This window comes from Pseudomonas sp. D47 (assembly GCF_045447305.1).
Classification (GTDB): domain Bacteria; phylum Pseudomonadota; class Gammaproteobacteria; order Pseudomonadales; family Pseudomonadaceae; genus Aquipseudomonas.
In genome coordinates this window covers 1-13,712 of sequence record NZ_JBJGXU010000055.1, presented here as the reverse complement: position 1 = coordinate 13,712, position 13,712 = coordinate 1, and the positions used below count along the sequence as shown (strand labels likewise).

At 62.6% G+C, this 13,712-nt stretch carries 8 protein-coding genes; 2 read left to right on the top strand and 6 right to left on the bottom strand.

What is annotated here, in order from left to right; translation table 11 throughout:
* Positions 1–51: 51 nt before the first annotated feature.
* Positions 52–999: a LysR family transcriptional regulator gene (locus ACI77I_RS25245; RefSeq protein ID WP_083356769.1), complete on the top strand. Its 948-nt coding sequence runs from the start codon at positions 52–54 to the stop codon at positions 997–999.
* 323 nt (positions 1,000–1,322) lie between these two features.
* Positions 1,323–1,613, top strand: a complete 291-nt coding sequence (locus ACI77I_RS25240) for a DUF3077 domain-containing protein (protein WP_406998866.1) — start codon at positions 1,323–1,325, stop codon at positions 1,611–1,613.
* A gap of 318 nt (positions 1,614–1,931) precedes the next feature.
* Here the strand turns inward: ACI77I_RS25240 and ACI77I_RS25235 are convergent, their stop codons facing one another.
* The 6 genes from ACI77I_RS25235 to recC all read right to left on the bottom strand — a co-directional run bounded on the left by ACI77I_RS25235 (position 1,932) and on the right by recC (position 13,597).
* Positions 1,932–2,423, bottom strand: a complete 492-nt coding sequence (locus ACI77I_RS25235; protein WP_094951800.1) for an OmpA family protein — start codon at positions 2,421–2,423, stop codon at positions 1,932–1,934.
* Between the two features lie 4 nt (positions 2,424–2,427).
* The gene (locus ACI77I_RS25230) at positions 2,428–3,690 is read right to left on the bottom strand and encodes a diguanylate cyclase domain-containing protein (protein ID WP_406998864.1); all 1,263 of its coding nucleotides are present in this window, start codon (positions 3,688–3,690) and stop codon (positions 2,428–2,430) included.
* On the bottom strand, positions 3,687–4,253 hold the full coding sequence (locus ACI77I_RS25225) for a YfiR family protein (protein WP_094951802.1): 567 nt from the start codon (positions 4,251–4,253) through the stop codon (positions 3,687–3,689). Before ACI77I_RS25225 ends, ACI77I_RS25230 begins: the two co-directional genes overlap by 4 nt.
* A gap of 160 nt (positions 4,254–4,413) precedes the next feature.
* Positions 4,414–6,480 (bottom strand): exodeoxyribonuclease V subunit alpha, encoded by a 2,067-nt coding sequence (gene recD / locus ACI77I_RS25220; protein WP_406998861.1) that lies wholly within the window; start codon positions 6,478–6,480, stop codon positions 4,414–4,416.
* Complete coding sequence (recB, locus tag ACI77I_RS25215; protein ID WP_094951804.1) at positions 6,477–10,148, bottom strand: exodeoxyribonuclease V subunit beta; 3,672 nt, start codon at positions 10,146–10,148, stop codon at positions 6,477–6,479. Before recB ends, recD begins: the two co-directional genes overlap by 4 nt.
* Positions 10,145–13,597 carry an exodeoxyribonuclease V subunit gamma gene (recC, locus tag ACI77I_RS25210; protein WP_406998858.1) on the bottom strand — a complete coding sequence of 1,151 codons (3,453 nt, stop codon included), beginning with the start codon at positions 13,595–13,597 and terminating at the stop codon, positions 10,145–10,147. The genes recB and recC overlap by 4 nt, the downstream gene beginning before the upstream one ends.
* Between the last annotated feature and the right edge of the window lie 115 nt (positions 13,598–13,712).

The following is a 13,712-nucleotide window of genomic DNA, read 5'->3' as shown; positions in this document are numbered from 1 at the left end:
AGTATAGATGTGCAAATCTCTAATAAGAACGCACATAAAAGCCGGTCCAATATGCAAAAAAACATCACATCACTGGGCTCCCTGAATTGGGATGACCTGAAGTTTTTCCTCGAAGTGGCCCGCACCCGCAAGGCCAGCGTCGCCGCCAAACGCCTGGCGGTGGACTACACCACCGTGTCGCGGCGTATCAGCTCGTTGGAAGTGTCGCTCGGCACGCTGCTGTTCGAAAAATCCCGGACCAGCGGTTTTGTGCTCACCCCCGAGGGCCAGCGTTTACTGGGTTACGCGGAGTCCATCGAAAGCACCTTGCACATGGCCTGCGAGCAAGTCTCCGGCTCCGGCGTGGCGCTGTCCGGCCATGTGCGCATGGGCTGCACCGAAGGCTTCGGCAGCTTTTTCGTCACCCCGCAGCTCAGCCACTTCGTCGACACCTACCCGGCCATCTCAGTCGACATCCTGCCCCTGCCCCACTTCATCAGCCTGTCCAAGCGCGAAGCCGACATCGTCATCGCCCTGGAACGCCCGGAACACGGGCCGTACGTGTGCTGCAAACTGTGCGACTACAAACTGCAGCTGTACGCGACCCAGGACTACCTCGATCAACACCCGCCCATCCAACGCCCGGCGGACTTGGCTGAGCATCCGTTTATCAGCTATGTGGATGACTTGGCGTTCAGCTCGGAGCTGTTGTACCTGGCGAATGTGGTCCCCGGCGCTAGCGCGAGTTTGCGCAGTACCAGCGTGATAGCGCAGTACGTCGCGGCGCAGCAGGGCCGGTCGATGGCGATATTGCCGTGCTTTTTGGCGGCGCAGGATCCGCGGTTGTTGCCGGTGTTGGGGGAGCAGATTGCGATTACACGGCAGTTTTGGATGTACTGCCGGGAGGATTTGAGGAAGCTGAAGCGGATTACGTTGTTGTGGGACTACATCAGGGAAGTGACGGAGCAGAATCAGGGGCTGTTGATGGGGGAGACGCGGGAGATAAAATTCGCGGATTAAAGGGCCATCAACGACGATTCGCTTTAATTTGCAGGACGTTTCCTAGAGACTCTCTGCCCTATTGCGCCTTACCGTTTGGGTCACTAGCCTCCTGACTTCGCTGCTCATCAGCGATCGGGTTTAGCGACTCGGATTAGTTGGGATGTGATGCCAGAGTATTGCCAGGTCTACCTGTCTTTACCGTTTTATGGCGGCTGTACGCGGGAGACCTTCGGGTCTGCCGGGTTCCCAAATTTACCGGTTCGCTAACCCGTGTACAGCTGCCACCTCTTCATGTTTAGCGACATGCCGTGGTGACCCCTACTGCAAATTTGGGAAACATCATGTCAAAAATCGTCCCCGATCCACCGCTTTCCTCCATCACCACCCTCGGCGTCGTCACCTTCGGCGACTACGGCGAAAACCAAAAACCCCTTTTCCGCGTCAACTCCGGCATGCCGATTGAGCAAGCCCTGGAACACGCCTCCACCCTGCTTTTTTACTCCAAGAAACTCGCCATGGAAGCCGCCATGGATGTGCGCGGCGAGCAATACGCATGGGCCGCGCATTACCTGTGTGAGATGGGCAAGGCCGTGGTGGATGACTTGACGCAGGCGATGACGCCCGCGAGCTAAACGCCAGATCGTTCCCACGCTCTGCGTGGGAATGCCGCCCCGGACGCTCTGCGTCTGCTGTTGAAGTCGTGACGCAGAGCGTCACAGGATGCATTCCCACGCGGGGCGTGGGAACGATCGGATATAAGTGTGGGAGCTGGCTTGCCTGCGATGGTGGTGGGTCAGTCAGCACATCGGCTACTGATACACCGCTATCGCAGGCAAGCCAGCTCCCACCTTGGATTGCATTGCAACATTTGAGATCGTTTAGATCGTTCCCACGCTCTGCGTGGGAATACCGCCCTGGACGCTCTGCGTCCGCTTCTAGCGGTGAGGCGCTTAGTCGGCGATCACCACAATCGACACGCGCCGATTCTCGGTGCGCCCCGCTACCGTGGTGTTCGGCGCCACCGGTTCGCTGCTGCCCAGGCCGCGCAGTTGGATGTTTTCTTCTTTCATGCCCACACCGGTCAGCACTTTGCCCACGCTTTTGGCGCGGCGCAGGGACAGTTGTTGGTTGTAGCTCTCTTTGCCCGAGGCGTCAGTGTGGCCGTCTACGCGTACGCGGTCGATGCCGGCGCCGACCAGGGCTTTGCCGATGCGTTCGACGATGTCGGTGCTGGCTTTGTTGAGGCTTTCAACGTCGCTGCCGAACAGCACTTTGCCCGACAGGCCGAAGGCCCAGCCTTCGTCGGTGAGTTCGAAGCCTTGTTGTTTGAGGACTGCGACTTGGGCCGGGGTCAGGCCTTTGGGTGGGGGCGTCTGGCAGCCGCCGAGGGCAAGGAATGCCACCAGTAAGGTAATAAACATAAAACGTGCGGTCGAGAACAAGGGATCAACTCCTGTGGTTAACATTTGCGGCGGTGGGCTCCGATTCCGCCGTTTGCTGGCCGCCCTGGGATAATCGTTTGGCCTGGTACATCGCCGCATCGGCGGCATTAAGCAGGGTGCCGGGGGTGGCACCATGATCGGGATAAACGGCAATGCCGATACTGAGAGAGGTCAACACCTGGGTGTTGCCGGGCAGTGGGATCGGTTTGTCCATGCTGGCAATGATCTTGTCGGCGATGCGCTGGGCATCTTCAACTTTGTGCAGCGGCGCCAGCAGCACCGCAAATTCATCGCCGCCCAAGCGCGCTACCAGATCATCTTCACGCAATTGCGCACGCACGCGCTCGGCGACGGCGACCAGCACGGCATCACCGGCGGCGTGGCCGAAGTTGTCGTTGATGTCTTTGAAGCGGTCGCTGTCGAGGAACAACACGGCGACCCGTTCGTTGACCTTGGCGGCGCTGCGCAGGGCGCGAATCAGCCGGCCTTCGAAAAACGCGCGATTGGGCAAGCCGGTCAGGCTGTCGTGGCTGGCCTGGTGGGCCAGGGTTTCATTCTCACTTTGCAGGTGGCTTTGCCAAGCTTCCATCTCGCCGAGCAAGGCATTGAAGTCGCTGCCCAGGCTGTCGAGTTCGGCGATCTGCGCCGGTGGCACGCGCCGGTCAAAGTCGCGTTCGCTACGGGCGGCGTGGGCCACGGCGGCGAGGCTTTGCAGCGGTTCGGTAATGCCCTGCAGCAAGCGGCGCGCCAGGTAGAGCGCCACCCAGGCGCTTAGGGCGGTGCAGATGAGGATCCCGGCCAGGCCGCTGAGCAGGAAGCGCAGCAGGCTGCCGCCATGGCCGACCAGGTGAATGCTGCCGACGGCTTGCCCTTGATGCAAAACCGGCTGGCTGATGGGCTGTTCGAGCAAGGTGTGCGCGACTGCCAGTTCAACCCGCGACAGCAGCCCGGTATCCGGCCGCACCCATTGCGCGAGCAACTTGCCGCTGGCATCAAAGACTTCAGCCTGGGCCACCTCTTCAGTCGACGCAATCAGGCTCAGGGCTTCGGTAGCCGCGGCGCTGTCGTCGAACACCACCGCCGCTTCCACGGTGTAGTTGATGGAACGCGCGATCAGGTGCAGGTTGTGCTCGGCATACACCCGCAGCGCCAGCACGCCGAGCAGGGTCAGGGACACGCTGGCCAGGGTCACGGCGACCAACGCTAGGATCAAATGCCCACGGCCAATGACCGAACGCAACGTCGGCCGCGCTTTCGGGTTACTCATGGCGTCGGCGCTCGACGACGGGACAGTTGCAACACGCTGGGGTGAATGCGCACGCCACTGCGGGCGACGGAGTCCAAGTTGACCTCAAACGACACCTGCGCATCGCCCACGCGCAGGCAGAACAGGCTGCCCACGGTGCATCGGTCGCCGCCTTCGCTGATGCTGAGCACCGGGTGGCCGATCAGCGACGCGAACAGCCGAGTGCGCTCATCGTCGGAGAGTTTGCCGATGTACACGGCGTCGCAGGCACTGAGGATGTCAGGATTGTCGGCCAGCAGGCGCTTCACCACTACCGGGCGCCCCGTGGCCTGAGTGGTGCCTTTGATCAGATCATCGGTGTATTGGGTGGGGCCGACGATGCACAGCCGCAGTTGTGCAGGCTCCACCGGCCAGCGCGCGTAACTGAGGATGCCGAGTACCACTTGGGTGACTGCCTGGGCACGGTGGTCTGCCGGGCTTGGCGTTTGCGCATTGGCAAGCGGCGCGAGCAGGCACAGAACCGCCACCAGTAACATGCGTCTCCAGCTCAAACTACGCTCTGTGGGCGAGACAGCCACGGTCATTGCAGCAATTCTCTCAGGTGTTTTTTCAGGTTTTTTTTCAGGCTAATGCCGCAACGATAGCACAGCAACGGAAAACCCCGCGAAGAGCCGACTTCGCGAGATCCGCTATTTTTTCAGAAAAATCAGTCGACTGAATCAGAAATATTTCATGACCGATCAGTCAGTTTTTTTCAGCTGGCACGTCCAATTCCAGCATCAGCCCGCTCAAGCGCTTGACCTTGCGCCGTACGGCTTCCTCAAACACGCCACCACGCGGTTCGATCAAGCTGAACCAGCGCTTGGCGCGGGTGATGCCGGTGTAGATCAGTTCTTTGGTCAGCACCGGGTTCAGTGCATCCGGCAGGATCAGCGCGGTGTGGGTAAATTCCGAGCCCTGGGATTTGTGCACGGTCATGGCGTACACGGTTTCTACGTCATTCAGACGGCTGGGCAGTACAAAGCGCACGCCGCCCTGGCCATCGTTGCGTGGGAAGGCCACGCGCAGCACGTGGGGGCCGCCGTCGCTTTCGGGCAGCTTGAGGGCGATGCCGATGTCACCGTTCATCAAGCCCAGGCCGTAATCGTTGCGGGTCATCAGCACGGGGCGGCCTTCGTACCATTGGTCGTCGCCTTCGATCAGCCGCACTTTGCGCAAGGCGGCGGTGATGCGCAGGTTCAGCCCCTCCACGCCCCAGGGGCCTTTGCGCACGGCGCAGAGCAGTTGGAACGCGTCGAAGGCTTGCAGCAGTTGCTGGGCCCAGTGGGTCCAGGCCAAGTCTTCACGGGGTGTATCGAGGGCTGGGCGCGCGCTTTGCAGCAGGTTCAGGTAATAGCGATAACCCTGGGCTTCGTCGCCCTGCCCGTCCAGCACCAGGCGCTCAAGGGCATGGTCGTGCTCGCCCTTGAGGCTGAGGCAGAACAGGTCGTGGTGGCTGCGGGCGGCGAGCAGTTTGCGCGCCTCTTCGGCGTTTTGCTGGTTGACCCAGCGCGCCAGCTGGCCGATGCCGCTGCCTTCGCCGAAACGCCGCGAGTAGCGCAGCATCACCACTTGTTGGGCCAGGGGATGGCTGGCGTCGAGGTCTTCGTGCAGGCCGCTGGCGCTGAGGTCTTCGCCGCTCACTGCTTGCAGCCATTGGCGTGTTTCGGGGCTGTACCAGCCGGCTTCGGCGTCGCGGCATAAGTCGCCGAGTACGGCGCCGGCTTCCACCGAGGCGAGTTGGTCCTTGTCGCCCAGCAACACTAAGCGTGCGTGAGGCGGCAAGGCGTCCAGCAGGTTGGCCATCATTTCCAGGTCGATCATCGAGGCTTCGTCCACCACCAGCACGTCCAGGGGCAATGGGTTGCCAATGTGGTGGCGGAAGTGCCGCGTGCCCGGGCGGCTGCCCAACAGGCGGTGAACAGTGGTGACCTGGGTCGGGATTTTTTCCCGCACGCTGCCCGGCACGTTCAGCGACAGCACTTGCTGGCTGATGGATTCGGTGAGGCGTGCGGCGGCTTTGCCGGTGGGCGCGGCCAAACGGATGCGCAACGGGCTGCCGACTTCCACGGCGGGCGCCTGCAACAGCGCGAGCAGGCGCACCACAGTGGTGGTCTTGCCGGTGCCCGGGCCGCCGGTAACGATGCTGAAGGCACCGCGAGTGGCCAGGGCGCAGGCGAGTTTCTGCCAGTCGATCACGCCATCGGGCGGCGGCTGGTCGAACAGGCTGTTGAGGCGCTGCGGCAAATCAGCCGCGACGTTTTCCTGGGTGGCCAGGCGCAGGCGCAAAGCCGTGTCGATGCGCCGTTCGTAGGTCCAGTAGCGGCGCAAATACAGGCGTTTGCCGGACAGCACCAAGGGTCGGCTTTGCGCGGCGTCGCTGCCATCGACGGCCAGCGCGACCAATTGGCTCGAGGCCAACGCATGGCACCAATGGGCGCCGTCGAGGCCGTCGAGCAATTGCGACGGCAACACCATGGCGCCGGTTTGCAGGTCGCCTTCGGGTGGCAGCGACAAGGCGAAATCCGGCGCTTTGAGGGTTTCGAACAGGTCGAGGCACACGTGGCCATGGCCCAGTTGGTGGCTGGTTAATGCGGCAGCGAGCAACACCAGCGGGTCGGCCTGCGGATCGAGTTCGTGCAGGAAGCCGACGAAGGCTTTGTCCAGCGCGCGCAGCCAGCCACGGTCAACCCAACGCGCCAGCAGTTGCACCAGGTCGGCGGCGTGGCTGAGGGGCACTAACGCCTCAAGCGGTAACGGCGACAGGCTCATAACAGCACTCCTTGTTCCCAGGCGGGCTCGACCTTGGGCGGTATGGGTTTGCCCTGGAACAACAGGTCCAAGCCTTCGATCAGTTCCCGGGGTGGCCGGGTGAAATAGGCGCCCTGGCTCACGGCTTGGGTGCCGCGCAGGAACAGGTACAGCGCACCTCCGACGTGGCGGTCATAGTCGTAATCCGGCAGGCGTGCCTTGAGTTGGCGGTGCAGGGCCAGTAGGTAAAGCACGTATTGCAGGTCGTACCGATGCTCGAGGATCGACTGTTCCATGGCGTCCAAGGTGTAGGCCGAATCGTCAGGGCCGAGCCAGTTGGATTTGTAGTCGGCCACGTAATAGCGGCCGTCGTGTTCGAAGGTCAGGTCGATAAAGCCTTTGAACATGCCGTTAAGCAGCACCGGTTCGGCGGCGACGCGGGACACTCCGTTGTGGGTGTATTGGCACACCAGCTTGTCGAGGGCGAGCACGTCGACTTTGTGGCTGGCGAACCAGAACTCCATTTCAATCTGGTACTGCTGCAGGCTGCTCAGGGTGACGCGATCGTTATCCACAGGCAGCGGCGTTTGCAGCAGGTGGCCCAGCCAACCGCTGAGGGTGACGATCCAGCCTTCCCAGTCGCGCCGATTACAGCGCGCGCCCACGGCTTTTGCGATGGCCTCGGGGGAGACGTTGAAACCCTCCTCTCCCGCCCATTCCAGCAGGCCGTGGAGGAAGGTGCCGGGGTTAGGTCCGCGTGGGAAACGGTGAATGTCGCCGCCGGACGCCGCCACTTCGCGCGGTGCATCAGGGTCGAGGCGCTCGTCGTCGAACAGCTTCTGGGCTTGTGGGCTTTCCGGCGCTTCGAGGGGCGCGGCGCTCATGCTGTCGCCAATGCGCAATGCACTGTAGGAGGCGATCCACCAGTTTTCAGCGGCCTTGCGCTTGGGCAGCAACGGCGCGAGCAAGATGGCTTCGTTGCGCGGCGGGTGGAACAGGCTGTCTTGCGCGTCGGGCACGGGGGCGTAGTGGATGGCGGCGCAGCCTTCTTGCAGGTCCAGCAACCAGCGCGCCAGTGCGGCGGACTCGCCCAACGATGCACCGGCGCCGAGCAAGTAACCCAGGGCTGACAGGTGCAATACCGAGCTGCTGTTATTGCCGCGCTTGAGGTCGGCAATGCCGAGCCAGCACGCATGTTTGGCGCGTGTGAGGGCGACGTAGAACAAGCGCAGGTCTTCGGCCAGGCGCTCATCGTCGGCTTGGGCAATCAGCTCGGCGGTGGGCCGCAGGCTGACCTGGGATTTGCCGTGTTCGTCGTGGTAATGCAGCGGCAAACGGCTGCCATCCACCGGTTTGGCCGAGCAGATGAACGGCAGGAAGACCAAGTCGTATTCCAGGCCTTTGGACTTGTGGATGGTCACCACCTTGACCAGTTGCTCATCACTTTCCAGGCGCAGGATCTGCTCCTCACCGGCCTGGCCCGACAGCGCCAAGTGCTCAGCCAGATGGCGGATCAGCGCCTGTTCGCCGTCCAACTCCGACGCGGCCTGTTGTAGCAGCTCGCTGAGGTGCAACAGGTTGGTCAGCACACGTTCGCCGTCACTGCGGGCGATCAGGGTTTGCGGCAGTTTGAAATCGTGCAGCAGCCGCCGCAGCATCGGCAGCACGCCTTGGCTGCGCCAGATCGCGCGGTAGCCACGGAACTGCATCACGCGGGTTTCCCACGCCAATTCGTCCTGGTTCAGACGCTCCAGTTCCGGCAATGACAGGTTCAAGGTGACGCAGGCCAGCGCGGCGCGCAGTGGGCGCTCGACGTCCGGCTCGGCGCAGGCCTTGAGCCAGGCCAGCAGGTCGTGGGCTTCCTGGGCGGCGAAGACTGAGTCTTTGTCCGACAGGTACACACTGCGCACGCCACGGGCGGCCAACTCGGCGCGCACGGCTTGGGCCTCCTTGCCGTCGCGCACGAGGATGGCGATGTCTGACGGCAGTACGCCTTTAAAGCTGTGTTCTTTTACGAAGCCGGCCGTGCCTTGCTGTCCGCCATTGAGCAACTCGACAATGTGCGTGGCGCAGGCAGCGGCCAGTTGTTGGCGATACACCGCGTTGGAAATCGGTTGATCGGTGGGCAGGTGCCAGAGGTGCATCGCCGGCAGCGTGTGGCCATCGACTTGCAGTTGCTCTTTGCGGCCTTGGGACAGCACCGAGTGGAATGGCACCGGGTTATCGCCATTCGGCTCGCGAAACAGGAATGCGCCACGGCCGGTTTCCGCGCGCTGGAACACGTGGTTCACCGCCTCGACCATCGCATGGCTGGAGCGGAAGTTGGTGCCCAAGGTGTGGTGGCGGCCGGTGGTGGACTGGCGAGCGCGCAGGTAGGTGTAGATGTCGGCGCCACGGAAGGCGTAGATCGCCTGCTTGGGGTCGCCGATCAGGAACAGGCCGCTGTCGAGGTGGTTTTCTTCGATGCGGTAGATGCTGTCGAAGATGCTGTATTGCACCGGGTCGGTGTCTTGGAATTCGTCGATCAGGGCGACCGGGAACTGCTCGCGGATCACACTGGCCAGGCGCTCGCCGCCGTCTGTTTGCAGGGCGGCGTTGAGGCGGATCAGCATGTCGTCGAAGCCCATTTCGGCACGGCGGCGTTTTTCTTCTTCGAAGCGTTTACCTACCCAGCCGGCGGCGTGTTGCAACACGGCGGCGTCGGGGGTGGGCAACGCGTCGAGGCTGGCTTTGAGGTGGGCCATGGCGTCGATGCCGGGATGGCGCGGCGGCTCGCCCTTCCAGGCTTCGGCCATGCCGTCGGGCGTCAGGCGGGTGAAGCCGGTGCCGATGTCCAGTTGCTCAACGGTTTCGTCAGCGGCCCAGGCGCTGATCTTTTCGAACCAGGGCTCGAAGTAACGCGCTTGCATCTTGCGGCCATCGACGGCTTTGGCGGCCACGGCTTGCAGGCAGATGTCGCGCAGCTCGACGGCCCATTGTTGCCACGGCGCCTTGAGGGTGACCAGCGCTTGGCGGCGCTCTTGCAGGCAGGCGTTGATCAGCTCGGCGGGCTCGCGGCTTTCGTCGGTAGGCCGTTCGCTGCCGAACAGCGCACGCACGCGCGGCATCAGCGCGGCGGGGCCACTCCAATTTTTGCGTACCCAATTGAGCGCGTCGTCGTGCATCGGGTAGCAGAACAGCCGCCAGTAGTCGCGCAGCACTTCGCCGAGCAGGTCGCTGTGGTCGGTTTCCAGGGTTTGGGTGAACAGGCTGCCACTGTCGAACGCATGTTCGCGCAGCATGCGCTGGCACCAACTGTGGATGGTCGAGACGGCGGCCTCGTCCATCCATTGGGCGGCGATGTCCAGGCGATTGGCGCAGGCTGGCCATTGCTCGGGTGGGTATTCGTCGCGCAGGTCGGCGATCAGGGTGTCCGGTTGCTCGATTTCTTCGCGGAAGAAGCGCGCGGCCTCGGCCAGACGAATGCGGATGCGTTCGCGCAGCTCTTTGGTGGCGGCGTCGGTGAAGGTCACCACCAGGATTTGCGGCGGCAACAGTTCGCGGCCGAAGCCAGACTCATCACCACCGTGGCCCAGCACCAGGCGCAGATACAGGGCGGAAATGGTGAAGGTCTTGCCGGTGCCGGCGCTGGCTTCAATCAGCTGGCTGCCTTTGAGCGGGAAGGCCAGAGCCAAAGGTTTAGTGATCATGCGCTGGCCTCCTCACTGCTGAGCGATCGCCAGGGGGCGTTGATCAACGGGCGATACAGGGTTTCGGCCCAGCCTTCGAATTCTTCGCTGGCGATGAGCGTGGCGTAGTCAGGGAACTGGCGGGTGAGCGCCGGGGTTTCGCGGCGTTCGCCGTCGGTGGTCAGGCCGTCGCCTTCGTAGGCTTTACTGGCGGCGGCCTGGGCCTTGGCGGGGTCGGTTTGGCCAAGCCAGGCGAAGGCGGTTTTGACGGCAACCGGGAGTGGTTTGCGCATGCCGGTGTGCCAGGCCAGCAGCAGGTTGCCGAGGATTTCCTGGGCAGCGAACTTTTCCAGCGGGGCCAGGAGCAAGGTGTCGTCACTGGCGACCAACCCGGTGCTGAGCGGCAGGCCGCAGGCGCAGGCGACCACGTGATTGACCCACGGGCGGATAAGGCGATGCCACTTGCGCGTCTTGATTGAGCCGATGCTGTTGGGGATGGTGGTCACACTTAGCAATCCGCCATCACTGCGCCGATGCAGGCCGCTGATCCAGCCTTCCAGCTGGAGGCCTTGATGCTCAAAACTGATCGGTTCGGCGGTTGTTTGTGGCGTGGGCCAGAGCGCCAATAAGTGTTGGTAGCGCTGCAGCAGATCGGGCAGTGGCTCGATCAGTTCGTTACGCAGGCATTCGCCAAAACCGACCATCGGCAACAAGCCGCTGCCTTGCAGGCGCAGTGCTTGGGCGTTGAGCGCTCGATCCACGTGGTCGGGCTGGGTCAGTGCGGCGTTCAGCAGGCTGTCGCTGAGGCTGTAGCGTTGCAACGCGTCGAGCACGAAGGGTTCTTCATCGGCCAGCGGCACTTCGGCGGCTTCGAAGAACACTTTCAGTCGCTGGCTGAAGAAGTGTTTGACCGGGTTGCGCAGAAAGTCCTGCAGCTGGCCGAGGCTCAAGGGTTCTTCTTGTTGGTGTTGCGCCAGTTCGTCTTCTTTTAAGAGAGCGTCGGGTGCTTCGTGGAGCAACTGCCACTCGCGTGCGTAGCTGAACAGCGGATCGCCTGCATGGAAGTAGCGGGCACTGAACGGTTGGAGCGGGTGTTCCTGGGTCATCGCATCCAGCAGCGGTTGTTCTGTGTGTGCGTTATGCCAGCCACTGGCGATATGGTCGCGTAGTTGGCCGATCAGTACCGAGGCCGGACGCTCGCTGTTGTCGCGGATGCTGCGGCCTACCCAACTGATGTAGAGCTGGTCGCGGGCGGACAGCAGGGCTTCGAGCAGCAAGTAGCGGTCGTCTTCGCGGCGTGAACGGTCGCCGGGGCGGTAGTCGCTGCCCATCAGGTCGAAGTCCAGCGGCGGTTGCGCGCGCGGGTAGTCGCCGTCGTTCATGCCGAGCAGGCAGACGAGTTTGAACGGGATGGCGCGCATGGGCATCAGGGTGCAGAAATTGACAGCTCCAGCGAGAAAACGCTGGGACAGCCGGCCTTGGTCCAAGCCGGCCAGCCAGGCTTCACGAACTACGGTGAGCGGTAACTCATCTTGTAGGCCGACGGACTCACAGGTTTCCAGCCAGTCTTCTCTGAGCTGTTCGAGTTGGCCCAGCAGGTAGTCGTCGTGTTCGCTGCTGGGCAGGAAGAACAGTTGCATCAGGCGTTGCAGGCGCTCGCCCCATGCTTGAGGGGCTGCCGGTTGGGACAGGGCTTGATGGGCGTCGTTTAGCGCATCGAGCAACGAGACCAGGGGGCCGATGAGGGCCGCGTCAAGGCCGCCGATTTCGTCGTAGGGTTCAATGCCGTCGCAGGCGACACCGGTGCCGACGGCGTAACCCAGCAGCATGCGGCGCAGGCCGAACCGCCAGCTGTTTTGTTCCAGCTCATGGGGAAGGCCGAGGCCGGCGCGTTGTTCGGCATTAAGGCCCCAACGGATGCCTGCGCCTTCGATCCAGCGGTGCAGCGTAGGCAGATCGCGTTCCTTGATAGCGAAACGTTCGCGCAGGGCGGGGACGTCGAGCAGGTCGAGGATTTCGCTGACGGGGAAGCGGCTGTCGGGGAGTTTGAGCAGGTGTTCGACGGCGATCAGCAGAGGGTCGCGGCCGCGCTGGCCTTGGTCGGTGAGAGTGAACGGGATAAAGCGTGGGTCGCTTCGCTCAAGCTGGCCAAACACGGCGCGAATGTGCGGCGCGTAGCTGTCGACGTCGGGGACCATGACGATGATGTCGCGCGGGCGCAGCGTGGGATCGGCGCTGAAGCGCTGGAGTAATTGGTCGTGGAGAATTTCCACTTCGCGTTGGGCGCTGTGGGCGATATGGAAGCGGATGGAGCTGTCGTTATTGAGGTCGACGCCCGGCCACAGCTCGCGTGTTTCGTTGAGTGGGCGCAGTTCGAGAATGTCGTCCTGCAACTGATTGAGCAGCGTAGTGGGCTCGCTTTCGCTGAACAGGTCGATGCGGCCGTCGCGGAAGGCGGCGCGGTAGCTGTTGGGGTCGTCGTAACTGTCCAGCAGGCTGATGTAATCACGGCCCTGTTTGCCCCAGGCGGCGAGCAACGGGTGTGCGTGCTGGTGCAGGGTTTGTGGGTCGATGACGACCGGCATGCCAGCCTTGCGCGCTTGGCGTTTGTATTCGTTACGCAGCAGGTCTTTGTCGGCGACGATGTCGGACCAATGGTGGCGGCAAGGGTTGTGCACACAGAGCAAGACTTGGCTGAACCTTGCTAAGCCGGCGAGGGCTTCCAGGGCTTGCGCGGGCAGTGACGAAATGCCGAAAACGATCACTCGGGACGGCAAGCCTGGTGGGGCTTTCTCCAGGGTATTGATGCGTTCGATGAAGCGCTGGTGAACACCGGCGCGGCTTTCGGCCATGCCCTCTTCACCTACGTCCAACAGCAGTGCACGCCATAGTTCTGCCTGCCAGCAGTTCGCGGGGTTAAGGGGTTTTGATTCACCTCGACCATTGCGCAGTTGGTGGCGGCCGGCGGCCCAGTCTTCCAGCCAGTCAGCGCGATAGACCTGGTATTGGTCGAACAAGTCGGCCAGACGTTCGGCGAGTTGATAGCGTTTGCGTAGGTCAGTGTCGTGGGTGAGAAAGCGCTGCAGGGGCTCGAAATGCGGTTGGTCGATGAGCTCCGGGAGCAGGCGCATCAGGCGCCAGGTCAGTGGGGCTTTATCGAGCAGGGACTTGGGTGGGATCTCGTCTTTGCCCAGGACCATGCGATAGAGCTGCCACATGAAACTGCCGGGGAGCTGCACATCGATGGCCGCAGCAATGCCGCAGCCGCCCGTGTCACCCTCTTCCGGGTCTTCGGCCAGGGCTAGTTTCAGCCATTGGGCGATGCCGTTGCTTTGCACCAGGGCGATTTCGTTTTCCAGGGGAGCGAGCGGATAACGGCGCATCCAGCTGACTACCAGGCTGCGCAGTTCGTCCAGGCGGTTGCCGTGAACCACCATGAATCCAGCGCTGAGGGACGTCGCATCCGGCATAACGGCTTCCTTGGGAAAAGCAAAATCGAGGCATGGACTTTAGCATTGAAGGCGACCGCAAGCTGCAAACGAGGCGGGCCGCATTAAGCGATGGTCCATAGGTTGCTACAGTTTT